Source organism: Candidatus Acidiferrales bacterium (genome assembly GCA_035934015.1).
Taxonomy (GTDB): domain Bacteria; phylum Acidobacteriota; class Terriglobia; order Acidiferrales; family UBA7541; genus DAHUXN01.
This window is the reverse complement of record DASYYH010000003.1, coordinates 453,702-475,083: the sequence shown is the minus strand read 5'-3', so window position 1 is coordinate 475,083 and position 21,382 is coordinate 453,702. Positions and strand designations below refer to the sequence as shown.

Sequence of the window (21,382 nt, the reverse complement as noted above, 5' to 3'; positions counted from 1 at the left end):
GAGCAAAAGCAAGTTTCAAAGCGGCCGACGCATAAGCGTTCGAGCCGCGGGAAGAAAGCCGAATAACGTGAGGAAGCCAGATGGCCAGTGAAGCAACGAGCGGCGCGGCAGAGCACCGGCAGGAGCGCGGCGCGCGCCAGGAATTAACCGGTGTAGTCACCAGCTCGAAGATGAGCAAGACCATCGTCGTCAAAGTGACGCGCACGACGCAGCACCGCAAATACATGCGCGTCACGCGCAGCAGCAAGAAATATTACGCGCACGACGAGCAGAATGAAGCGCGGCCAGGCGACACAGTGCGTATCGTTGCCAGCCGTCCGTTGTCGAAACTCAAGCGCTGGCGTCTGGCTGAAATCGTGGCCCGCTCGCGGCGCGTAGCGTAACGGGAATAGGGGAGCAAGCGCATGGTTCAGATGCGAACGTGGCTGACCGTCGCCGATAATTCCGGCGCGCGGCAGTTGACGGCAATTTTACCGCTGGGCGGCGATGCCGGGCTTGTCGCTGGTCTTGGCGACGTGGTCACCGCCTCTGTGAAAGAAGCGGCGCCGGATAGCCAGGTCAAGCAGGGAACGGTGGTGAAAGCAGTCGTTGTGCGCACACGGAAAGAGCATCGGCGCAAGGATGGAACCTACATCCGCTTTGACGACAATGCTGCGGTTCTCATCAACGAAGCTGGCGAGCCGGTGGGAACACGCGTGTTTGGGCCTGTGGCGCGTGAATTGCGCGAGAGGAAGTTCACGAAAATCATCTCTCTTGCGCCGGAGGTTTGGTAGTCATGCGCCAGCGTCGAGCGCCAGAAAAGCATCCGATTTTGATCCGTCGCGGCGACACCGTGAAAATTATGGCTGGCCGCGACAAGGGCAAGAGCGGCCGCGTGCTGAGCGTCGATCCGGTGAAGCGCCGGGTGACGGTCGAGCACGCCAATATCATCAAGAAGCACACCAAGCCGAATCCGTCGAAGAATATTCGCGGCGGGATTTTGGATAAGGAAGGTCCGATTCATCTGTCGAACGTGATGATTGTCTGCCCGAGTTGCGGCAAGCATGCGCGCATCGGCGCGACGATCTTGTCCGACGGCTCGAAGGCGCGAAGCTGCCGCCGCTGTCATGCGGCGATCGAAGGCTGACAGATGAAGAGAATACCAGCGAAGGCTGCCAGAATATGATGAGCCGACTACATGAACGGTACCGCAAAGAGGCCATGCCGGCGCTCTCGAAGCGCTTCGGCTATACGAATCCCATGGCCGTCCCGCGGCTGAAGAAAGTCACGGTGAATATCGGGCTCGGCGAAGCGAGCCAGAACGTCAAGCTACTCGATGTGGCCGTGCAGGAGCTTGGGCAGATCACCGGGCAGAAGCCTGTGATTACGCGCGCGAAGAAATCCATCGCGAATTTCAAAATCCGCAAGGGCATGCCCATCGGCTGCATGGTCACGCTGCGCGGCGAACGCATGTATGAGTTTGTTGACAGGTTGGCAAATATCGTTCTGCCCCGCGTGCGCGACTTCAAGGGCCTTCCGGGGAATTCGTTCGACGGCCGCGGGAACTACACGCTCGGGCTGAAAGATCAGTTGGTATTTCCGGAGATCGATTACACGCGTGTGGACAAGATCAAAGGCATGAACATCACGCTCACTACATCGGCGCACACGGACGAAGAGGGGCGCGAGCTCTTGAAATTACTCGGCGTGCCACTGAGGTCGTAAGGGCTGGAATCGAATTAAGAATCGAAGGGGCTACAGGAGAAACGATGGCGACAACCGCACGATGCGCCAAGATGAAGAAGAAGTTGAAGTACAAGATTCGCGTTCGCAACCGCTGCCGCATTTGCGGCCGGCCGCGCGCGTTTCTGCGCAAATTCGAAATGTGCCGCATCTGTTTCCGCGGCTTGGCGCTCAAGGGAGAAATCCCCGGCGTGACGAAGGCGAGCTGGTAAGGACGATCGATGAATACTGACCCTATAGCTGACATGCTGACGCGCATGCGCAATGCCGTGCGGGCGCGCCATCCGCGCGTGGATTTGCCCGCGTCCAAAATGAAGGTGGAGATTGCCCGCATTCTGAAGGAAGAAGGCTACGTTTCCACGTACAAGCTGGTCGACGAAAATAAACGCAAGGTCTTGCGCGTGTTCTTCCGTTACACGCCCGACAAGCGCAGTGTTCTGACCGGCCTCAAGCGCATTTCCCGTCCCGGCTGTCGGCGGTACGTAGGCAAGAACGAAATCCGTCCCGTCGTCGGCGGAATGGGCGTGGCGATTCTTTCGACGCCGCGCGGCATCATGAGCGGTCACACGGCGCGAAAAGAAGGCGTCGGCGGCGAACTTTTGTGCGAGGTTTGGTAGAGCTATGTCGCGTATAGGAAAAAAACCGATCGCGATTCCGAGTGGCGTGAAAGTGAGCATCGCAGCGGACGCCATCGAAATCCAGGGCCCCAAGGGCAAGATGCGCGTTCCCGTTCCCGGGAAGATCAAATTCGAGCAGAAGGATGGCCATTTGGTCGCTACGCGGCAGAACGAAATGCAGCGTGCGCTGCACGGTCTGGCTCGCGCGCTCGTCGCCAATGCCGTAAAGGGCGTAACCGAAGGATTCAAAAAGGAACTCGACATCGTGGGCGTCGGCTATCGTGCGGAGGTCAAAGGCAAGAGCGTCGTCTTCGCCCTCGGCTATTCGCATCCGATCAACTTTCCGATTCCTGAGGGGATTCAGATCGCCGTCGACAAGCAGACGCATGTCACGGTGACCGGCGCGGACAAAGGAGTTGTCGGACAGGTAGCCGCGAATATTCGCGGGCTCCGGCCACCCGATCCGTACAAGCAAAAAGGTATTCGCATCGTCGGCGAGCGCTTGAAGAAGAAGGCCGGAAAAGCTGGCGCAGCCAAGACCGCGGCGTAAGCGGGCCTTGAAGATTCAGGCTGTTGAAGGAGAAGAGCAATGGCAGTTGTTCCAGTACGAAAATTGTCGCGTGACTTGCACCGCCAGCGGATTCATCAGCGCATGCGGCAGACGCTTGTGGGAACCGAAGAGCGGCCCCGTCTTTGCGTATATCGCTCGATTAAGCATATCCGCGCACAGGTAATTGACGACCGCAAGGGGCACACCATCGCGTCGGCCAGTTCGCTCGATGCCGATGTGAAGAAGCAGATCAAGGGCGGAGGCAATGTCGCCGCCGCGAAGATCGTCGGCAAAATCATTGCCGAGCGCGCCAAAGCGGCGGGAGTCGAGAAGGTGGTCTTCGACCGCGGTGGCTACCAATATCATGGCCGTATTCAGGCGCTCGCTGAAGCGGCTCGAGAGGCGGGATTGAAGTTCTGAAGCTTATGCCGAAACAAGAGCTCAAAGACACGCTTGCAGTTCGCCGGCAGATTGACGCCAATCCGGCCAACGTCAAAGATCAGGTCGTCAACATCAATCGCGTCACGAAGGTCGTCAAGGGAGGCAAAAACCTCAGTTTTTCCGCGCTGGTCGTTGTCGGCGATCAAAATGGCCACGCCGGCTTTGGTATGGGCAAGGCGCGCGAAGTTCCCATGGCGATTCGCAAGGCTATCGAGCAGGCGAAGAAGAATATGGTCAAGCTCAATCTGAAAGGCTCGTCAATTCCTCATCAGGTTCTTGGCCGTTACGGTTCAGGGCAAGTACTGCTGAAGCCCGCGCCGGAAGGAACTGGAATCATTGCCGGCGGTCCGGTGCGCGCGGTGATGGAAGTTGCGGGAATTCAAAACGTGCTGACCAAATCGATCGGTACGTCGAATCCGCACAATGTGATCAAAGCGACCTTCGATGCGCTCCTGCATTTGAAAGACGCAGCGAAAGTGAACGAGGAGCGCGGCAAAGCGGCAGAAGCGGCAACCGCGTAAGGATTTGAAAACGATATGGCGACAAAGAAAAAATCGGACACGTTGAAGATACGCTGGGTAGTCAGCTTCATTGGCTGCCCGCGCAGCATGCGCCAGACGATTCGCGGCTTGGGATTTCGCCGGATGAATCAGGTTGTCGAGCGTCCGGATAATCCGTCCATCCGCGGCATGATCGCGCGAGTCCATCATCTGGTTCGCATCGAGGAGTAACGGGGCACATCATGAGCGTAAAGCTATCCAATTTGAAGCCACCGCGCGGGTCGCGCCATCGCAAGGTTCGCGTGGGCCGCGGCATGGGCTCGAAGATGGGAAAGACCGCCGGCGCGGGAAACAAGGGCCAGCAGTCGCGTCGCGGCTATTCGCGGCGTCCCGGATTTGAAGGCGGCCAGATGCCTTTGCATCGCCGCCTGCCGAAGCGCGGATTTCACAGTTTGCATCACAAGGAGTACGCCATCGTAAACGTCGAAATGCTCAATGCCTTCAGCGCCGGCGAGACTGTCACGCCGGACACGCTCGAAGCGCGCGGCATCATTCATGTTCGGCGCGATGGCATCAAGATTTTGGGCGATGGCGAACTGAAAGTCGCGCTCACCGTGCACGCGCACAAGTTCAGCCGTTCCGCGGAGCAGAAAATCGCTTCCGCCGGGGGTAAGGTCGAAGTTTTGCAATGAGAAAGCTTGTCGAAGCATTTCGGAATATCATCACTACGCCGGACCTCCGCAACCGGTGTCTTTTCACGTTGATGATTCTGGCCGTTTACCGGCTGGGCGCGTTCATCACCACGCCCGGAATCAATAACGAACTGCTTCTCAGCTTGTTCCAGCAAAACCGCAATTCCGTTCTCGGCATCGTGGACTTGTTCAGCGGCGGCAACCTGCGCCGCTTGTCGATTTTCGCTTTGGGCATCATGCCGTACATTACGGCGGCGATCATTCTCGAATTGATGGTTGTCGTGTGGCCCTATTTGGATCGCCTGAAAAAAGAAGGCGAGCTGGGCCGCAAGAAAATTACGCAGTATACGCGCTACCTGACGATCATTTTGAGCATCTTCCAGTCGCTGACGATCGCGGCCACGTTGCAGCATCAGAATGTCTTGGGCCAGCAACTCGTGTATCACCCGGGCATACGCTTCGTCGCCATGACGGTCCTGACGTTGACGACTGGCTCGGCCTTCATCATGTGGCTCGGTGAGCAGATCAGCGACCGCGGCATCGGCAACGGAATGTCGCTCATCATTTTCGCCGGCATCGTGGTCGGACTGCCGCGCGCCGTCGAAGATTTGTGGCAAATGACCACAAGCGGACAATGGGGGGCCTACGGCCCGATCGCCATCGTGAGCCTGCTGGTTCTGATGGTTGCAGTCGTGGCGTTCATCGTGTTCGTCGAGCGCGGCCAGCGCCGCATTCCTGTGCAGTACGCCAAGCGCGTCATGGGCCGCAAAGTCATGGGCGGCCAGATGACCTATCTGCCGCTGCGCGTCAATTCCGGCGGCGTGATTCCGCCGATCTTCGCGAGTTCGCTGCTGACTTTTCCGCAGACGATCGCCATGGTTTTTCAGAACCGCTCGGCGTTTCTGCAGAGCTTCGCGCGCACCTTTGCATGGGGCGAGCCTCTGTATACGCTGATTTACGTTTTGCTGATCGTTTTCTTCGCGTTTTTTTATGTGGGAATTATTTTTAATCCCACAGAGCTTGCTGACAACATGCGCAAGTACGGCGGCTTCATTCCCGGCATTCGCCCGGGCCGCAATACGTCGGAGCATATCAACAAGGTGTTGACGCGCTTGACGCTTGTCGGCGGGCTGTATCTGGCTCTCGTGTGCGTCATTCCGGAGTGGATGATCTCCGGCATTCACCTGCAGCACTTGCCTTTGGTCGGCAATTGGATTGACGAGCATTTCTGGCGCTTCATTCTCGAAGGTTTGAACGTCAACTTCTATTTCGGCGGCACTTCGCTCTTGATCGTGGTTGGCGTCGCTATGGACACGGTACAGCAGCTCGAAGCGCAGCTCGTCATGCGTAATTATGAAGGCTTTACTCGCCGCGGACGGGCGCGTGGCCATGGTGCTTGATCGTGACGCAGCACCAGTCAGCGAAGATGCTCGCTCGTGCGGTGATTTTTCTCGGGCCACCCGGAGCGGGAAAGGGAACGCAGGCCAAGCTCGTGGCGTCGAGGTCTGGCGTGCCGCATCTTTCCACGGGCGACATGCTGCGGGAGAACGTGAGTCGCGGCACGGAATTGGGGCTGCTGGCGAAGCCCGTGATGGAACGCGGCGAATTGGTATCCGACGCGCTTGTGTTGCGAATGGTTGAGGAACGCACCGCGCGCCCGGATTGCAGGAACGGATTCGTTTTTGACGGTTTCCCGCGCACCGTCGCGCAAGCGGAAGCGCTCAGCGCAATTTTGAAGAAGCAGGGTTTGGGCGCGCCGGCGGTGATTTACTTCGACGTTGCGGAAGATGTTTTGATGCGGCGGCTGACGGGTCGGCGAACGTGCAAGGCGTGCGGCGAAATTTACAATATTTATGATCGTCCGCCGAGGCTCGATGGCCGCTGCGATGTAGATGGCGGAGAACTCGTGCAGCGCGCCGATGATAAGCCGGAAGTGATTCGGGAGCGGCTCGCAGCATACGACCGGCAGACCAAGACGCTCGTGGAGTATTACCGTTCGCAAGGTGTGCTCCATGAAGTGGACGGTGCGGCCAGCATGGAGACCGTGACGGCATCGGTTTTCAGCGCGCTCTCGAAGTTTGAGGCTCGCGCATGATTATTTGCCGTTCGCAGGAAGAACTGGAAACGATGCATCGTGCCGGCATGGTCGTCTGGGGAGCATTGACGGAATTGCGGAAAATGATTCGGCCCGGCGTGACAACGATGGAGCTCGACGAGTTCGCGGAAGGGTACGCCAAGGAACACGGCGCGCGTCCCGCGTTCAAGGGCTATCACGGGTATCCGAAATCGCTCTGCACCTCGATCAACAATGAAGTCGTGCATGGGATTCCTTCGGCGAAGCGTTCCGTGAAAGAAGGGGACATTCTTTCGATGGATTTTGGAGTCGAACTCGACAGCTACTTCGGCGATGCGGCGCTGACCGTTCCCGTTGGAAAGGTCGATCCGGCTCACGAGAGGCTCCTGCGCGTTACGCGCGAAGCGCTCGAGTGCGGCATCGACAAAATTCGGCCCGGCAATCGCCTGACGGACATTTCCGCTGCGGTGCAGCAGCACGTCGAACAAAATGGCTTTTCCGTGGTCCGCGAGTTTGTCGGCCACAGCATTGGCACGAAGATGCACGAAGATCTCCAGCTGCCGAATTACGGCGAGCCGGGGCATGGGCCGAAGTTGCAGAAGGGCATGGTCCTTGCCATCGAGCCGATGGTGAATGTCGGCGGCCCGGAAGTTCGTGTTCTGGACGATCAGTGGACTGCTGTGACATGCGATGGAAGCGACTCGGCGCATTTTGAGCACACCGTCGCTGTCACGGAAAATGGCCCGTGGATTTTGACCCGTCCGCGCGATGCCGCCGGTCCGGTTTGGTAGGCGAAATGGTTGGAGAACTTGGTCGCATAGGAGCGCATGGCAAATAGACCGCACGACGAACCGAAGAAGGCGGACTCCGGGAATCCGAAAGAGGACGCCATTGAAGTGATGGCCACGGTGATTGAGCCGTTGCCAAACGCGATGTTTCGCGTCGAGCTCGAGAATAAGCATCAGGTGCTCGCGCACATTTCCGGCAAGATGCGCAAGAATTTCATTCGCATCCTGCCGGGAGACAAAGTTGCGGTCGAGCTTTCGCCGTACGATTTGACTCGCGGCCGCATCGTCTATCGCTATAAGTAGCGGCGGGAGCAGGGAGCAGAAAATGAAAGTTCGCGCGTCAGTTAAAAAGATTTGCATGAAATGCAAGATTGTCCACCGGCGCGGCGTGGTTCGTGTGGTTTGCAGCAATCCAAAGCACCGCCAGCGCCAGGGTTAGTTTTTCGGTTAGGGAGGAAGCGAGATGGCACGTATAGCGGGCGTGGAGTTGGGGCCCAATAAGCGCCTTTGGATCGGGCTTACGGCGATCTATGGGATCGGTCAGGCGCGGGCGAAGGAGCTCTGCGCGAAAGCGAATGTCGATCACTTCAAGAAAATCAAGGATTTGAGCGAAGACGAAGTCAATCATATCCGCCAGGCGATTGAATCCGAGGGCCGCGTCGAGGGCGATCTCCGCAAGGAGATGCAGATGAACATCCGGCGGCTGATCGAGATTCAGTGCTACCGCGGCCTGCGTCATCGCCGCAATTTGCCGGTCCGCGGCCAGCGCACGCACACAAACGCCCGCACGCGCAAAGGCCCGCGCAAGGGCGCCGTGGCAGCCAAGAAGAAAGCCGCGGTCCGCAAGTAACGCGGCCCAAGGAGAAGAGCACTCGTGGCAAAGGAACCGCAACAGCAAGAGGGTGGAGCGCCAGCGGCAGGCAAGGCCGCCGCGACAGGCAAAACCGCGAAGCGGAAGAAGGAATTCCGCAAGAAGAGGGAGAAGCGTGTGGTGCCGCAGGGCACGGCTTATGTTCAAGCGACGTTCAACAACACGATCATCACGTTGAGCGACCCCGAAGGCCGCGTGGTGAGCTGGGCTTCGGCTGGCTCCGTGGGCTTCAAGGGCTCTCGCAAGGGCACGCCGTATGCGGCCCAGCAGGCCGCTATGACCGCGGCTGGGGTTGCGCGCGACCAATACGGCATGAAGTCGATTGAAGTCCGCGTGAAAGGCCCGGGTGCCGGGCGCGAGTCCGCCGTGCGTGCTTTGGCTTCCGCGGGCTTGCACATTCGATTGATTAAAGACGTGACGCCGGTGCCGCATAACGGCTGCCGCCCGCCGAAGCGCCGCCGCGTCTGATCGGTTTTTAGGGAAGAGCAAAGGAGAAGCAGAATTGGCAAGACATCGTGAAGCGGTTTGCCGGCTGTGCCGCAGGGAAGGGATGAAACTCTTCCTCAAGGGCCTCCGGTGTTTTACGGAAAAATGTGCCATCGAAAAACGCAATTTTGTTCCCGGCCAGCACGGTCAGGCGCGCCGCCCGAAAATGGTCGGCTACGGCGTGCAGTTGCGCGAGAAGCAGAAGATGAAGCGCACCTACGGCTTGCTTGAGCGCCAGTTCCGCCACTATTACCAGAAGGCGGCGCGTGCGCAGGGGCCCACGGGCTCGAATTTGATGGTCATGCTCGAGCGCAGGCTGGATAACGTGATGTATCGCGCGGGTCTGGCCAGTTCTCGTTCGCAGGCGCGGCAGCTCGTTTCCCATGGCCACGTGCTCGTCGGAGGCCACAAAGTGAATATTCCGAACTATCTGGTGAAAGTGGGAGACGATATTACCATCCGGCAGAAGATGCATCAGAACGCCATGGTGCTCGAAGCGCGAAATCTGGCGCAGAATCAGAACGCAGTGCCGTGGCTTGAAATCGACCGTGAGAATTTCAAAGCGCGCGTGCTGGCTTTGCCGCGCCGCGACGACGTGCAGACTCCGGCGATGAACGAACAGCTTATCGTCGAGTTGTATTCCAAGTAAGCGCAGCGCGTCGCAAAGAGTTTGGGGCGAGGCTCGCGCCGAGCGAGCCAGGAGGGAAGAGAAAATGTGGAAAGGGTTTCAGAAACCGAAGCGTTTGGCGGCGGAACTTGAGTCGCTGACGGATAAGTACGGAAAATTCTCCGCGCAGCCGTTTGAGCGCGGTTGGGGCACCACGGTGGGCAATGCGCTGCGCCGCGCTCTCTTGAGTTCGATCGAAGGCGCCGCAATCACAGCCGTGAAAATCGAAGGCGTGCTGCATGAATTTTCTCCGATTCCGGGCGTAGTCGAAGATGCCACAGACATCATCCTGAATTTGAAGCAGGTGCCGTTGAAACTGAATTCGGATCAACCGAAAACCATCTCGCTCGTCGTCGATACGCCTGGGCCAGTCACTTCGGCGAAAATCGAAGAGGACGCCGACATCGCCGTCCTGGACAAGAACGTTTATCTGGCCACTGTGAGCGAAGGCGGAAAGCTCGAAATGGAGATTCGTGTCAAGAACGGCCGCGGCTATGTTGCCGCCGACCGCAACTTCGACGAGGACCTGCCCATCGGCTACATTCCGATCGACTCGGTTCATTCTCCCGTGCGCAAGGTGAATTACTCGGTCGAGGCAGCTCGTCTTGGCCAGATGACCGACTACGAGAAATTGACCCTCGAAGTCTGGACCAACGGCGCCATCACGCCGCAGGACTCCATCGGCTTCGCGTCGAAGCTCATTAAGGATCACATGAGCATCTTCATCAATTTCGAGGAGCAGCCCGAGCTGCCCGAGGAAGTGGTCGAGAATTTCAGCGATCCGCGCCTCGAGCATCTCGATCGCTCCGTCGAGGAGCTCGAGCTTTCGGTTCGCTCTTACAACTGCCTGAAGAATGCAAATATTCAAAGTCTGCGCGAACTCGTGCAGAAGACCGAAGCCGAAATGCTCAAGACCAAAAATTTCGGCCGCAAGTCTCTGAACGAAATCAAGGACATACTCCAGAAGATGGGCCTCTCGCTCGGCATGAAGTTCGATGAGCACGGCCGCATTATCTGGCCGCCGCTGCCGAGCCAGACGGCTCCGCCGGCGCCGGAAGAAACCACGGCTTTCTAAGGAAACGACTCGCATGCGACATCTAGTAGCGGGAAGCAAACTCGGTAAACAACCGGCCCATCGCCGCGCCGTGCTTCGCAATCTGGTGACGAATGTCATCGAGCGCGAGCGCATCACCACCACGATCGCGCGCGCGCGCGCGGCTCGTCCGCTCGTCGAGCGTATGATTACGCTCGGCAAGCGCGACACACTTCACGCCAGGCGCCAGGCGGCGGCGTTTTTGCAAACGAAAGACGCCACGCGCAAGCTTTTTGCCGAAATCGCACCGCGGTTTTTGGATCGCGCCGGCGGTTATACGCGCATCGTCCGCGCCGGTTGGCGCATCGGTGACGGCGCCGAGCTAGCGATTCTTGAGCTGCTTGGGTCGGAGCTCAAAAAGAAAGAGAAGAAAGCGAAGCGCGAGAAAACTCAGGAAGCGCCGGAAGCAGCGGAAAAGGAAACCGCGAAGGCGTCCAGCTAGAAAATTGCCGCGTCAAGAAAAGCAAGCCCGCGCAACCAGCCGAGCTTCACGGCGTTCCATCTAGGCAGCCGCAGTGGCGGCATTCCTGTTTTCCACAATGCAGGCGACAATCCGGATGAAGAGTATTCCGTGAGCGTCATTGCTTTGAAACGGCTGTTACTGGCAGTTGTTATTGCCTGCCGAAGGAATCGTCAGAAACGTGATGCTGTGTGGCGGCAGGCGAACAGGGCCTGCTTTGAAAGGCTGGCCTTGCATTGACGGAAGCGAGCCATTTGGGTTCGCCTCCAACTCGCGGCCATTCAGCAGCACAATCGTACTGGTGAGAGCTGGTGCGGTGAGCGTGAACCGGTCCCCTGAGACAGGTTCTTCCAAGGTGTACTCTTCCTTCTCATCTGTGTTGAGAGCCAACAGCGCTACGCCGCCTCGCGTTTGCTTCATGCAGTGTGCATAGATCCTGAGCGCACCCTCGTTCTTCGTCTCCGGATCGAGCACGGTAGTTCCCATGGTCCGGTTCCACAGCACGGCTGCCCAATAATTCGGACGAGGTTGGAATGTCTCTTCGTCGAGAAGGCCATAGTCGCTTCCGGCAAGGGTGTTGTGCATCACAACCTGTACGCCCTTTCGCGCGAGTGTGCCGAATTGGTTCAAAAATCGAAACGTGTCAGCAAACTGGCCGGCGAACATATCGCCCCCGCATGCCGCCTCAGCAGTCTCCGTCAACCAAATGGGTTTTCCGGGAAGATAGGTATCTCGTAGCGAAGCGTTGGACGCTTCGGCTTGGTCTGTGCGATCAAGCCATTCCGGAGAAAGTACCTGGTCTATGGTGATTCCTCGACCCCTGCCACCAGTGGTGCACCTGCGCGATAACGCTCCATAGAAGTGATAGGAAAACACGTCGAATATCGGACCGGTCAGCTTCAAGACTTTCTCGTTGCCTACAGTGCCAGTGCCGGGTCCCACCAGCAGGCTCTTGGACAATTGGCTGCGATAAAACGGCATGAAGATCTTAATGTCTTTCGCGAACGCAGCAGCATCGTAGCTGGGCGCGCCCTGCCCCTTGACAAGATTGGGCTCGTTCATGAATTCGGCAGCAGCGATGCGTCCGCCGATGGCGTTTGTGTAATCAAGGAGTGCCTTGGCTTGCGTGGGCATCCAAACGCCATCGGAACCGCGTGTTCCTGGGCTTATGGAGAATGAAGTTACGATCTGTGCCCCAGCCGCACGCGCAAATTCAATGACGCCCTTCCACTCGGCACGAGTCAAGACATCTTTGAACCCGGCTGGAGGCTGTTTCAGTGGGGGTTTATCGTCATCCTGGAAATATGTCCCGTTTGCCCAGCCACCGCTGACGCGAATATACGCTGGCCCGATTGCCTTTGCGAGGTTGCGGAGTCGAAAGTTAGCGAGATCAATCGGCGGACGATACTGGAAGAGGTCCGCCGAAATCTGTGAACTCGGCTTCGACGAGACGACCTTCGCATCCTGACGTGCTTCTTCGTCAGTTGAGTAAGGCTTCCAGAAGCGCCCGCCGGTAACTTCCACCATTTCGACGTTGTAGGAGACGAAGCGCCGATCGACCGTCCCGACTTTCGGCATGTGTGCGGGAGCGACGCTGCTCGGAGGAACTTCTTGCGCGCGAGCGTGGCCTGTAAGCGCCAGAATAATGATGACGCACAGCATTCGGCACATTTGATCGGTCCCGGACGAGATATTAAATGCACTCAGTCTTTGCGGCAATCGATATAGCAAGAGCAATCTGCCCTCTCCGCAAAAGAGCTATTCTAAACGGTAATTCGGTGCTTCGCGCGTGATGATGACGTCGTGAACGTGGCTTTCGCGCAATCCCGCCGACGTGATGCGGATGAACCGCGAGTTTTCCTGCAGTTCGCGAAGATTGGTCACGCCGCAGTACCCCATGCCGCTGCGCAAGCCCCCGACGAGTTGTTCCACAAGCCCTGCGAGTGGCCCTTTATAGGGAACTTGTCCCTCGATGCCTTCCGGCACGGATTTTCCGCGCTCCGCGCCTTCCTGCGCGTAGCGGTCCGCGGAGCCCGCTTCCATCGCGCCCAGCGAACCCATGCCGCGATAGGATTTATAAGTGCGCCCTTGATAGAGAATCGTTTCGCCCGGAGCTTCCTCGGTTCCCGCGAAAAGCCCGCCGATCATCACGGCCGAAGCGCCCGCGGCAATAGCTTTGGTGATGTCGCCAGAAAATTTCACGCCGCCATCGGCAATCACGGGCACGCCCGTTCCGCGCGCCGCGCGCGAGGCATCGAGAATCGCTGTAATTTGCGGCACGCCCGCCCCGGTCACGACGCGCGTCGTGCAAATGGACCCTGGGCCGACGCCGACTTTGATCCCGTCGATGCCTAGAGCGATCAAATCGCGCGCGCCTTCTTCTGTCGCGACGTTTCCCGCGACCAGTTGCATCTCCGGCAGGCGTTTTTTAACTTCCTTGATCGCGTCCATCACGCGCTGCGAATGCCCGTGCGCCGTGTCAATTGCCAGCGCATCGGCGCCGCCCTTGGCCAATTCAATCGCGCGGTCGAGAAAATCCCCTGTCGCGCCGATCGCTGCTCCCACGCGCAGGCGCCCGTGTTCATCTTTCGCGGCATTCGGATACTCAAGTTTCTTCTGGATGTCCTTTACGGTGATCAATCCCTTGAGATTGAAATCCTTGTCTACGACGAGCAGTTTTTCGATGCGATGCCTTTGCAAGAGGCGTTCCGCTTCTTCAAGCGTCGTGCCCACCGGCACGGTGACCAGATGCTCTTTTGTCATCACCCGGTCGACCGGCTGGTCCAAATTGCGCTCAAACCGCAGGTCACGGTTCGTCAATATGCCCACAAGTTTCGTGCCTCGCGTCACCGGCAGCCCGGACACCTTGTACTTGTTCATGATGTCCAGCGCATGGCGCAGCGAAAGTTCTGGTGCGATTGTGACCGGATCCACGATCATTCCGCTTTCCGAGCGTTTCACGCGGTCGATCTCTTCCGCTTGCCGGTCAATCGTCATATTTCGGTGCACGAAGCCGAATCCGCCCTGGCGCGCCAGTGCAATCGCCAGGCGCGATTCGGTCACGGTGTCCATTGCCGCGGCGACAATGGGAATATTCAGCGCGAGCTTCCGCGAGAGGCACGTTCGCGTATCCGTCGCTGTCGGCAGTACCGACGATTTTCCTGGCTTCAGCAGAACGTCATCAAACGTCAGTCCTTCGGAGATACGGCCATCAAAATTCATTCGATCAATCCTCGGTTCTTATTTTTGCGGAGTGAATTTTCAGCCCCAAAAACGCCAAAGCCCAGCTAGGTTCGCTGGGCTTGAATGCAACTGGATTTTGAGAAAAACACTTCATCGTGAATGGACCATTGTAAGCGCCGGACCACCTGAGGTCAAGTTCATAGCCCCGGTCACCGGTGGGTCAGTTTGAGTTTTCTCGTTCGTGACACAAGAAGTCAAAATTCAAACTGCCCCACGGCCCCCTCGGCCCGCTTGCGCATGCATCTTCCGTGACGTAAGGTAGATTTGCATGCGCGAATTCGAGCCGCCGTTCCTCCTGAGAAATCCTCACTGCATGACGATTGCGGCCGCTTTTTGGCCCCGGCGCATGCATTTTCTCGGACTCGCAACGCCGCGTTTTTTCGAGACCGAGCCCGGGACGCGCGTGCGTGCCGACTGCCACTGGCAGCGCGATCCCGAGCAGCATCCGACGCTCGTCCTCTTGCATGGCCTCGAAGGTTCCAGCGATTCCGGCTACATGCTGGGAACGGCCGACAAGGCTTTCGGCGCGGGCTTCAACGTCTTGCGCCTCAATCAGCGGAATTGCGGCGGCACCGAGGATCTAACGCCCACGCTTTACAATTCCGGCCTCAGTTGCGACGTCCGCGCCGTTGTGCAGAGACTGATCGAAATGGACCGTCTGCCAGAAATTTTCGTCGCTGGATTTTCCATGGGCGGGAATCTTGTCCTGAAAATGGCCGGAGAATTTAGAACCACGGCGCCATCGCAACTGCGAGCTGTTGCCGGCGTCTGTCCGTCATGCGACCTTGGCGTATGCGCCGACGCCATCGGCGCGCCGCGAAATCGCCTCTATGAGCGCCATTTCGTTCGCCGTTTGAAACGCCGCATGCGCTGGAAATCCGAACTCTTTCCCTGTATGTACCCATTGAATGGATTGGACAAGGTTCGCACTGTCCGTCAGTTTGACAATGAAATCACTGCGAAATTCTGTGGCTTTCGCGATGCCGACGATTACTACGCGCGGTCTAGCGCTTTGCAATTTCTGCCCGAAGTCCGCATGCCAACCCTTTTGGTCGCCGCCCAGGACGATCCGCTGATTCCGTTCCGCTCTTTCGAAGAAGGCGCCTGGCACGATAACCAGCTTATCGAGCTGGAAAGCCCTCCGCATGGCGGGCATTGCGGATTCATCTCGCGTTGGCGCGGCGCAGAGAGATTTTGGGCCGAAGCGCGCATCGTGGAATTCTGCCGCCAGCATTCGCAGCTCGTGCCCCTATAGAGTTTGGCCGACCCCAATAAAAATGCGAGAGCATCGCCGCGCTTTGCTGCAGGCTCGCACCTAAGGATTCTTTCCGCCGGGAAGATAAGAGATGTTCAGCGGCTGCTGGAGCGCAAAATCGATCTTCGTTTCCGGCGAAATATGCACCTGTTTCACCTTGCTGGCGGCCTGAACGGCGCCTCCTCCTCCAGCGCCAATCGCGCCGCCAATTGCCGCTCCTTTTCCGCCGCCGGCGATGGCTCCGATGAGCGCACCTAACGCAGCTCCGCCGCCGACCTTCTCGGCTGTGTTTTTCCCGCGCGAGGCGCCCTCATCGGTATACGTGTCCGAAACGAGCGGGTACTCCTTGCCTTGAAACTCGAGCCGCACAAGCTGGAGCTGGACCACGCTCCTGCCTTTAAATTTGCCTGCATCTGACGCGGCCACCATTCGTAGATAGACATTTGCTCCCGCCGGAACTACAACTCTTCCGTTGGAGGTCAGGGGTGTGGCGAGCGAAGCCTGAAATTCATCGCCCGGGCTGTTCTTTCCTGCGTCGATCGAGTCGATGGTTTGTATTTGAATTGTCGTTCCCGCGGCAAACTGAGCGGTTATCGGTTGCGGTGGAGGAGGAGTTTGCGCGGGTGCCGGTGTCTGGGCCGCAGGAGCGTTCGCGCGCGCTACGGGAAGTGCGCTCGCATCTGGCTCCTTCGCTGGAGCTAAAGCAGGCTGGGATGGCGCGCTCCTTGTGTGGTGCGCGGCTCTCGTGCGGTGCTCCTTCCGTGGATGAGCCTCACGCCTCGACGCTTTTTTCTCCTCTGCGGGCCGTGGTGGCGCGGGTGCGACGGGAGCCGGGGTCACTTGCGCACTCTCCGCCGGAGCTTGAACGTTCATCTGGTCCTCTACTTTCGTAACTCCCGGCGTGCTCGCTGCGATTTTGTAGGCTTCATAGCGCGCGCCATTATTTGGCACAGTGCCGGAAAGCGTCGCAACGCCATCCTTCACGGCGACTTCAAGATTTGTGTCCTTTGTCTGCGGATCGGAGAACAACTGCGCCTTGATGTTCGTAGTCAACTGAGCGTCGCCAGGTTGCTTCGCACAACCAATGGCTATTGCGGCTATCGCCATGGAAATCAAAAGCACGCTCGTCAGTCTTTGCATCGTGACCTTCCTCCGTTTTGCATCCAATAAGGCAAATTGTATCACTGTATTACAGGCCGTCGCCTTGGCTTGCCCAACAAACTTAGGATGCAAAGTTCTCTTGCAGAGGTGCATTTCTTTCGGGAGCCGTGCAACTTTTTATCAGCAACAGTGTTGAATCTACATGAGGGGAGTGTCGGAGTGATGGACTCCTTCTCGATCGAAGCCGTTTTTCTTTGTCCGTTCTGGGGTGGAACAGGAGAAGGGAATGCGAATCTCAAGGAATATCGTAGCGATTGTCTCGTCGTTTTTACTGGCGGTAGTCAGCGGATGCTCGGGAAACATGTCGAATTCCCAGTCAAACATACCGCAAATGGGCACTGTCTTCTCCGAGGGAACCGACGCGCCGCCGACTTTGCCCAGCGTAGTTTCGTTTCAGGTGTTGGTTACTGGTGTCACGGTCAACAACTCTGGCGGCTCAATTCCTGTTTTACAGAATCCCACGCAGATCGATTTTGCCAAGCTCAGCGGCTTGCATGATCTTTTGGACTTGCAAAGCGTCCCGAATGGGAACTACGACAGTGTGACCATCAGCGGCTCTTCCGCCGTGATCGGTTATCTCGACACCAGCGTCAGTCCGCCCGTTTTGAATACGATTACCGCCACGCCGGGAACTTTTTCCGTCACGGTTCCGCTGGCTAAAACGCTTGTTGTCGATCCCAACGATCTCGTCGGCATTCTCATGGATCTCGATCTGGCCCAGACCATCGTAGTTCAAAACGGGCAGGTCACCGGTGCAATCACGCCCACTTTTGATGTTCGCGGGCTCACTGCCGACGACTCTGAGGCCGAAATTGACTGCTTCCGCGGTGGTGTTACTTCGATTGATACCAGTTCTTCGTCCTTCGCCATTCAGGGCGAACGCGGTCGCGACTGGACGGTGATGACCAACGCGAACACAATGTGGGACGGAAACGCATCATTTTCAGCACTCACCACGAATTCGATTGTCGAAATTTCCGGAAAGCTCGATCCGGTTTCCCATGATATTGATGCGGACGAAGTCACGATCCTCTCTCAGGATCACTTCTTTCTGGGAGGTTTGGCAACGGCCGTAATTCCGCCCACGCCGAGTCCAGCCACACAGTTGCAAATGTACGTGCGAACCGAGCTGCCAAACATTTCCAGCGTCGCGCCAATCGGTGCGATCGACAGTCTCACGCTGAACGGTTCCGAGAAATACTTCATTGGCGACTTCCACAGCCCGCTTACTGCGCTTCTTTTCAACAACACGACGCTGGGTCCGGGACAGCGCCTTGGAATCGGAGGCGCGCTCACCGGCTCGGGCAATTCGCAGACGCTCACCGTGCATCGTGTCACCCTGGAACGCCAGGGACAGGAAGGCACGTGGGTAATGGGAAGCACGCAAATTCTCAGCGGGAATACCGGAACGTTCCAGATAAACGACAATTACCTCGCGGGTGTTCTATTGCCCGCCCCGCTGACAATTGTTAGCACGCAGTTTACAAACTACGTCAATCTGAGCGGCCTTTCGGCGCTCAGCGGCCAGGGGCCGTTCGACCTCCGCGTTGTTGGATTCATTCTTGTGAACCAGCAGACGAATCAGGCGGAAATGGTCGCGCGTTCCGTGGAGCTCTTGACGAGCTTCTAAAGTTGGCCGTCACCGGGCAGTTGAATTGATCGTTCGATGTTCGCGCTCCACCGGATGACTCATTCGGTGGAGCGGTTTTTTTATCGGCGTGGCTTCGCGCAGCTAAGACTTCGCTGGCGCCGCAGCGATCTCTTTCTTCACTGAGTGATTATGCTCGAAGCCTGCGCGCAAAGTCGAGAGAGGGATTGCCGTCCTGCTACTTAGAAGGATGGCGGACGGGATTTGCTGATGGCAGGGCTGAACGCCTTGCCATTTGCTTCAGCTATTGCTCGGGTTCCGCGCGCGTGGCAAGAATTTCGTGGCCGCTCACTTGCACTTCGATCGCATAGGGCGGGCGCATTCCCGTACCTGTCAGGATTGCTCCGCGCACTAAGCCATTCGGCCCGTTCGCGTAGCGCGACAGATCGTAAACTGTGTGCGAACACGGGTCGGTTAGCAAAGGCGTCGACGACCGAACTCCATATTCGTTGCGCAGCTTCGCAAGGTCCGTGACATATTGCAACGTACACGATCCGTAGGGCTCTTGCAGTGAGAATGCCCAGAAGTTGTTTCCCGTCAAATGCACTATCATCGCTGGAATTGTGCCTCCGGTTCCCATGCGATAGAGGAATGGTTTCGCTGCCCATGGCTGCGCCAACTCCTCGATGGTGGCCACGCGGCCGGGAGCGACAGGCTCAGCCTCGTCTGATGCGGCATGCAAAGGCTGTGCTAGGGTCCCTCCTGTTTGGTCGGGAGCCACGGAGTGCGCCGCTCGAGCGAATCCGCGCGCGAAAAAAAACATGGCGATCACAACAACGAGAATCGCGCCTCCCCCGCAGGCCCACAAATACGCTGGTATGGGATTGGAACCTCTCTTGGTTTGTCGGCTTCCACCTGGCGTATCGGATGGAGCCGGCAGCTTGCTGGAGCCTTCTGCTTTAGGTGCGGCCGAAGTCTTGTGTTGCGGCACACCCGGGATTTGAGGTTGCGCCGCCTGGAATCGATTTGGTTTCTTGGTTTCCTCGGGCATTAGCGGAACTCGCGGAGCTCAAAATCCAGATTGCGCCGCGTGGCTGGCAAAATCAAGGCGCCCGGCACGAGAAAGTAAACGCCCGGCTCATGCCGAAGTCAGGTCGAGCGTTTCACCTCAAGCGAGTGATGCCGGATGTAGTTATGCAGATTCGAGAGGCACAGCAGAAGCTCCAGAATTCTCTCGTTATTTCGCGCCTCGCTTCCCGATTCGCCGCCGGCGAGAGCCTGAACCTTATGGGGTGCGTCGGAGAGCAACCACTCAAGCATGGCTTCGTCAATCGGTTCTGCGCCGAGGCATTTTGCGCGGACGGCATCTGTCTGCGCAATTACCATGTCCGCAAAATGGTCGAGGCAGAGTGTTTCTCTGGCGAGAGCTTTGGGAACCTCGCGGCCGCAGCCTTCGATGTGGCAATGGCGATCCACAGGTCTCCTTCCCGGGACTGGGCTCGAGCGAAGAAACCGTTAACGCCGGGGATAATATCCCCACTTGGAGGCCATGGCGTAGAAAAGTTTGGGTTGCATGCGGCGAATCAAATACTGTGGCAACATGTCATCCCAAAAAACAAATCGGCCGGCAGGAGGCAACCGGCCGATTCGCAGTCAACGACAGGGGGTTCAGTGAGACTCGATATGAATTGTTCCCGAGCTCGTGCGTAGTTCTACAACCGGGCCGCCCGATCCAACTTTTCCGTGCAATTCACGCGGACTGATATTTCCTTGCACTGTGATTGGGAAGCTGGAATTGATGCTGCCGGAGCTTGTGTGCGCATAAAGCTCAAATGAACTCTGCTGCGGCAACGCAACGGTCAAATCGCCCGAGCCAGTGTGCAGATTCCAGCCGCTCGTCGGCGTGCCTTGCGCCTTGATGTCACCGCTTCCTGTGCCAACGCGCACGCCGCCTTTGACGCCATTGATCTCCACGCCGCCAGAGCCGGTGGAAACCTCGACATCGCCGGAGCCCGTCTGCGACAGCACAACTTCGCCGGAGCCCGTCGAAACCGTCATGCCGCCGGAAACACCGTCGGCGCGAATATTGCCGCTTCCGGTTCCGGCGCGCAGATTTCCTTGCACGCCCGTGAGAGTGATTTCGCCTGAGCCCGTGCGCGCGGAAACGTCACTGCCGATGCTCGAAATTTTCAGGTCGCCTGAGCCGGAGGTCGACTCAACTGGGCCGGAGACTCCCTGGATCGTTTCATTGCCGGAGCCGCTTGCGGAATGAACATGCGTTTGCGCCGGTGTCACGATGTCATAGCTAATCGAAATATTCCGCATCAAATCGCGGTCTTCCACGTGGCCGATCGTAATCGAGTTTCCGTTCTGTTCGATGGGGGGATGCTGTTCGATGTATTGCACGCGCGAAGATGCATCCTTGCCGTCCCAGTTCCAACCTTCGTTGGCGTGAATTCTGGCGTGAATTTGGACCTGTCCGGAGGCGCCTGGGCGAATCGTGATGTTTCCGGAACCGGTGGCCACGTCGAGATCCACTGGCCCGTTGACCGTCAGCGTCTTGTCGAAATGGCCGTCTACGGCGGCCGGTGCCGGGGCAGCGGCGAAAGCCGCCAATAACGCGAGTGCGAATCCGACGCTCGCGATGCGCAAATTCTTCAGCATGAAAATCCACCTCGTTCGCAAGATTTGTTCTTATTCAAAGTACGCAACCACGCTGCTAAATGTTCAGACGCGCGCGGCGCGGAAGTGTGAGCAAGAAAAATTTCAGTGCGGCTGCTGCCAACGCGTTTCGGAAAATCCTCCCGCTCAACGCGGCGACGAAAGCTAGTGATGCGTGCCCCCTCGACTTCGCTCGCCGCGGCGAGCAGGCTCAGGGCGAACAAGTGACGCGCGGCGCGCAGGACGCGTCCCAGATGTTCGGCCGCTTCGCCACGAAGCCCCGCGCGCGGGCCCTCGACTTTGTCGACAAAGAAGCGGCGCCTCAAGGAGCGCTCCTCGAAGCAGGCCACTCGAGGGGTCCTCAGACTTGAGGTGCCTATGGGCTTTTTTCGGCCGTTATTTCTAATCGCTGAATTCCGCAAAAAACCGAAAGAATCAGCGATTAGAACGACCTCCCGTTGTTTGTTTTCTGTCAGTTGCATCGAGTTCTAATTATCCATATTTCCGCGATTA

Annotated in this window: 30 protein-coding genes; 24 read left to right on the top strand and 6 right to left on the bottom strand. The window is 57.9% G+C overall.

The features are described 5' to 3' along the window. The first annotated feature begins 80 nt into the window (after positions 1 to 80). The 21 genes from rpsQ (at position 81) to rplQ (ending at position 10,943) form a co-directional block, all read left to right on the top strand. The gene (gene rpsQ, locus VGR81_02360; protein ID HEV2287777.1) at positions 81 to 383 is read left to right on the top strand and encodes a 30S ribosomal protein S17; all 303 of its coding nucleotides are present in this window, start codon (positions 81 to 83) and stop codon (positions 381 to 383) included. Between the two features lie 21 nt (positions 384 to 404). After that, positions 405 to 773: a 50S ribosomal protein L14 gene (rplN, locus tag VGR81_02355; GenBank protein HEV2287776.1), complete on the top strand. Its 369-nt coding sequence runs from the start codon at positions 405 to 407 to the stop codon at positions 771 to 773. Positions 774 to 775: 2 nt separating this feature from the next. After that, a complete protein-coding gene (rplX, locus tag VGR81_02350) occupies positions 776 to 1,126 on the top strand; it encodes a 50S ribosomal protein L24 (protein ID HEV2287775.1) in 351 nt (116 codons plus the stop codon). 38 nt (positions 1,127 to 1,164) lie between these two features. Next, positions 1,165 to 1,704 (top strand): 50S ribosomal protein L5, encoded by a 540-nt coding sequence (rplE, locus tag VGR81_02345; GenBank protein ID HEV2287774.1) that lies wholly within the window; start codon positions 1,165 to 1,167, stop codon positions 1,702 to 1,704. Positions 1,705 to 1,748: 44 nt separating this feature from the next. Continuing rightward, positions 1,749 to 1,934 carry a type Z 30S ribosomal protein S14 gene (locus VGR81_02340; GenBank protein ID HEV2287773.1) on the top strand — a complete coding sequence of 62 codons (186 nt, stop codon included), beginning with the start codon at positions 1,749 to 1,751 and terminating at the stop codon, positions 1,932 to 1,934. 9 nt (positions 1,935 to 1,943) lie between these two features. After that, positions 1,944 to 2,339: a 30S ribosomal protein S8 gene (gene rpsH / locus VGR81_02335; GenBank protein ID HEV2287772.1), complete on the top strand. Its 396-nt coding sequence runs from the start codon at positions 1,944 to 1,946 to the stop codon at positions 2,337 to 2,339. 4 nt (positions 2,340 to 2,343) lie between these two features. Beyond that, the gene (gene rplF, locus VGR81_02330) at positions 2,344 to 2,889 is read left to right on the top strand and encodes a 50S ribosomal protein L6 (protein HEV2287771.1); all 546 of its coding nucleotides are present in this window, start codon (positions 2,344 to 2,346) and stop codon (positions 2,887 to 2,889) included. A gap of 39 nt (positions 2,890 to 2,928) precedes the next feature. Further along, on the top strand, positions 2,929 to 3,309 hold the full coding sequence (rplR, locus tag VGR81_02325) for a 50S ribosomal protein L18 (protein HEV2287770.1): 381 nt from the start codon (positions 2,929 to 2,931) through the stop codon (positions 3,307 to 3,309). A gap of 5 nt (positions 3,310 to 3,314) precedes the next feature. Continuing rightward, positions 3,315 to 3,851 carry a 30S ribosomal protein S5 gene (gene rpsE, locus VGR81_02320; protein HEV2287769.1) on the top strand — a complete coding sequence of 179 codons (537 nt, stop codon included), beginning with the start codon at positions 3,315 to 3,317 and terminating at the stop codon, positions 3,849 to 3,851. Between the two features lie 15 nt (positions 3,852 to 3,866). After that, the gene (rpmD, locus tag VGR81_02315; protein ID HEV2287768.1) at positions 3,867 to 4,061 is read left to right on the top strand and encodes a 50S ribosomal protein L30; all 195 of its coding nucleotides are present in this window, start codon (positions 3,867 to 3,869) and stop codon (positions 4,059 to 4,061) included. Positions 4,062 to 4,072: 11 nt separating this feature from the next. Next, on the top strand, positions 4,073 to 4,522 hold the full coding sequence (rplO, locus tag VGR81_02310) for a 50S ribosomal protein L15 (GenBank protein ID HEV2287767.1): 450 nt from the start codon (positions 4,073 to 4,075) through the stop codon (positions 4,520 to 4,522). Next, positions 4,519 to 5,922, top strand: coding sequence for a preprotein translocase subunit SecY (gene secY, locus VGR81_02305; protein HEV2287766.1), 1,404 nt, complete (start codon positions 4,519 to 4,521; stop codon positions 5,920 to 5,922). Before rplO ends, secY begins: the two co-directional genes overlap by 4 nt. Positions 5,923 to 5,924: 2 nt before the next feature. Next, on the top strand, positions 5,925 to 6,617 hold the full coding sequence (locus VGR81_02300) for an adenylate kinase (GenBank protein ID HEV2287765.1): 693 nt from the start codon (positions 5,925 to 5,927) through the stop codon (positions 6,615 to 6,617). Next, complete coding sequence (gene map / locus VGR81_02295; GenBank protein ID HEV2287764.1) at positions 6,614 to 7,387, top strand: type I methionyl aminopeptidase; 774 nt, start codon at positions 6,614 to 6,616, stop codon at positions 7,385 to 7,387. The genes VGR81_02300 and map overlap by 4 nt, the downstream gene beginning before the upstream one ends. Positions 7,388 to 7,423: 36 nt before the next feature. After that, entirely contained in the window at positions 7,424 to 7,687 is a 264-nt protein-coding gene (gene infA, locus VGR81_02290; GenBank protein HEV2287763.1) for a translation initiation factor IF-1, read from the top strand. A gap of 22 nt (positions 7,688 to 7,709) precedes the next feature. Further along, on the top strand, positions 7,710 to 7,823 hold the full coding sequence (rpmJ, locus tag VGR81_02285) for a 50S ribosomal protein L36 (GenBank protein HEV2287762.1): 114 nt from the start codon (positions 7,710 to 7,712) through the stop codon (positions 7,821 to 7,823). Positions 7,824 to 7,847: 24 nt separating this feature from the next. Continuing rightward, on the top strand, positions 7,848 to 8,234 hold the full coding sequence (rpsM, locus tag VGR81_02280) for a 30S ribosomal protein S13 (GenBank protein HEV2287761.1): 387 nt from the start codon (positions 7,848 to 7,850) through the stop codon (positions 8,232 to 8,234). Between the two features lie 24 nt (positions 8,235 to 8,258). Further along, positions 8,259 to 8,723, top strand: coding sequence for a 30S ribosomal protein S11 (gene rpsK / locus VGR81_02275; protein ID HEV2287760.1), 465 nt, complete (start codon positions 8,259 to 8,261; stop codon positions 8,721 to 8,723). A 34-nt stretch (positions 8,724 to 8,757) separates the two neighbouring features. Next, positions 8,758 to 9,390 (top strand): 30S ribosomal protein S4, encoded by a 633-nt coding sequence (gene rpsD, locus VGR81_02270; GenBank protein HEV2287759.1) that lies wholly within the window; start codon positions 8,758 to 8,760, stop codon positions 9,388 to 9,390. A 64-nt stretch (positions 9,391 to 9,454) separates the two neighbouring features. Further along, positions 9,455 to 10,483: a DNA-directed RNA polymerase subunit alpha gene (locus tag VGR81_02265; GenBank protein ID HEV2287758.1), complete on the top strand. Its 1,029-nt coding sequence runs from the start codon at positions 9,455 to 9,457 to the stop codon at positions 10,481 to 10,483. A 13-nt stretch (positions 10,484 to 10,496) separates the two neighbouring features. Further along, complete coding sequence (gene rplQ, locus VGR81_02260) at positions 10,497 to 10,943, top strand: 50S ribosomal protein L17 (protein HEV2287757.1); 447 nt, start codon at positions 10,497 to 10,499, stop codon at positions 10,941 to 10,943. Between the two features lie 156 nt (positions 10,944 to 11,099). Here the strand turns inward: rplQ and VGR81_02255 are convergent, their stop codons facing one another. Next, positions 11,100 to 12,623, bottom strand: a complete 1,524-nt coding sequence (locus tag VGR81_02255) for a hypothetical protein (protein HEV2287756.1) — start codon at positions 12,621 to 12,623, stop codon at positions 11,100 to 11,102. Positions 12,624 to 12,719: 96 nt separating this feature from the next. Next, positions 12,720 to 14,183, bottom strand: a complete 1,464-nt coding sequence (gene guaB, locus VGR81_02250; GenBank protein ID HEV2287755.1) for an IMP dehydrogenase — start codon at positions 14,181 to 14,183, stop codon at positions 12,720 to 12,722. A gap of 334 nt (positions 14,184 to 14,517) precedes the next feature. On the opposite strand from guaB, the gene VGR81_02245 reads away from it, so the two are divergent. After that, positions 14,518 to 15,459, top strand: a complete 942-nt coding sequence (locus tag VGR81_02245) for an alpha/beta fold hydrolase (protein ID HEV2287754.1) — start codon at positions 14,518 to 14,520, stop codon at positions 15,457 to 15,459. 60 nt (positions 15,460 to 15,519) lie between these two features. Here VGR81_02245 and VGR81_02240 read toward each other — a convergent pair whose 3' ends face one another. Next, a complete protein-coding gene (locus VGR81_02240) occupies positions 15,520 to 16,599 on the bottom strand; it encodes a BON domain-containing protein (GenBank protein ID HEV2287753.1) in 1,080 nt (359 codons plus the stop codon). A 247-nt stretch (positions 16,600 to 16,846) separates the two neighbouring features. Between VGR81_02240 and VGR81_02235 the strand changes: the two genes are divergently transcribed. Further along, positions 16,847 to 18,250 (top strand): DUF4382 domain-containing protein, encoded by a 1,404-nt coding sequence (locus tag VGR81_02235; protein ID HEV2287752.1) that lies wholly within the window; start codon positions 16,847 to 16,849, stop codon positions 18,248 to 18,250. Positions 18,251 to 18,512: 262 nt separating this feature from the next. On the opposite strand, the gene VGR81_02230 is transcribed toward VGR81_02235, so the two are convergent. From VGR81_02230 to VGR81_02220, 3 genes are all read right to left on the bottom strand, one after another. Beyond that, entirely contained in the window at positions 18,513 to 18,989 is a 477-nt protein-coding gene (locus VGR81_02230) for a hypothetical protein (protein HEV2287751.1), read from the bottom strand. Between the two features lie 368 nt (positions 18,990 to 19,357). Further along, complete coding sequence (locus tag VGR81_02225; protein ID HEV2287750.1) at positions 19,358 to 19,684, bottom strand: hypothetical protein; 327 nt, start codon at positions 19,682 to 19,684, stop codon at positions 19,358 to 19,360. A gap of 192 nt (positions 19,685 to 19,876) precedes the next feature. Beyond that, complete coding sequence (locus VGR81_02220; protein ID HEV2287749.1) at positions 19,877 to 20,872, bottom strand: DUF4097 family beta strand repeat-containing protein; 996 nt, start codon at positions 20,870 to 20,872, stop codon at positions 19,877 to 19,879. An 86-nt stretch (positions 20,873 to 20,958) separates the two neighbouring features. Between VGR81_02220 and VGR81_02215 the strand changes: the two genes are divergently transcribed. After that, positions 20,959 to 21,240 (top strand): hypothetical protein, encoded by a 282-nt coding sequence (locus VGR81_02215; protein ID HEV2287748.1) that lies wholly within the window; start codon positions 20,959 to 20,961, stop codon positions 21,238 to 21,240. The last annotated feature ends 142 nt before the right edge of the window (positions 21,241 to 21,382 follow it).